General features: G+C 38.3%; 1 protein-coding gene. It reads left to right on the forward strand.

The window, feature by feature from the left end:
* Positions 1–870, forward strand: an 870-nt coding sequence (locus NLX67_RS22600; RefSeq protein WP_254313637.1) for an IS3 family transposase, incomplete at both ends; no start/stop codon positions are given.

The raw sequence follows: 870 nt of genomic DNA on the forward strand, positions 1-870 counted from the left end.
AAAGCTGTTAGAAGCCAGGAAGGGGCGATAAGAAGAGCCAAATCCCTTGAATACCAGGTAATCTATGAAATGTCTGATCGGTTTCCTATTACCTTGCTTTGTGAGATTGCAGGAGTTTCAAGAAGTGGATACTATAAGTGGATTAAAAACAGACAGACCCCTTCAAAAAAACAGGTCGAAGACCAGTCTCTACAAGAAAAGATCATGGAGGTTTTTTCTCAGTACCGGGGTATATTTGGTTACCGAAGAATGACGGTCTGGTTACGTAAAACAATGAAGAAGCCCATAAACCATAAAAGAATTTATAGACTGATGAAGGAGCTCGGTATTCAAGCCAGGATTCGTAAAAAACGCGTATTTCATGGTAAGAGAGAAGTCTGTGTCGTGTCAAAAAACTACTTAAATCGAGGGTTTCAAGCTGCCCGGCCGAATGAAAAATGGGTAACGGATGTAACCATCCTTCCTTTCAATAAACAACGCCTTTATTTATCTGTTATTTATGATTTGTATAATAATGAAGTTGTCTCCTACAAGATAAGCCGGGTAAATAATCTCCAATTAGTACTTGATACGCTTGACGCAGCCTGTAAAAAGCGCCCTGTAAAAGACATTCTTCTGCATAGTGATCAAGGCGTGCAATATACATCCAGGGCCTATCACCATGCGCTGAAGACCTATGGTATGAAAGCTAGTATGTCTAGAAAAGGAAATTGTCTGGACAATGCTTGTATTGAAAGCTTTTTTGGACATTTAAAGGCTGAGTGCTTTTATCTCCTAACGTTTAATAATATTTTTGAAATTGAACAAGCCATACATAAATACATCGAATTCTATAACACCTCAAGGTGTCAAAAGAAACTACATAATCTT

It is taken from the genome of Domibacillus sp. A3M-37 (assembly GCF_024213455.1).
GTDB lineage: Bacteria > Bacillota > Bacilli > Bacillales > Domibacillaceae > Domibacillus > Domibacillus tundrae.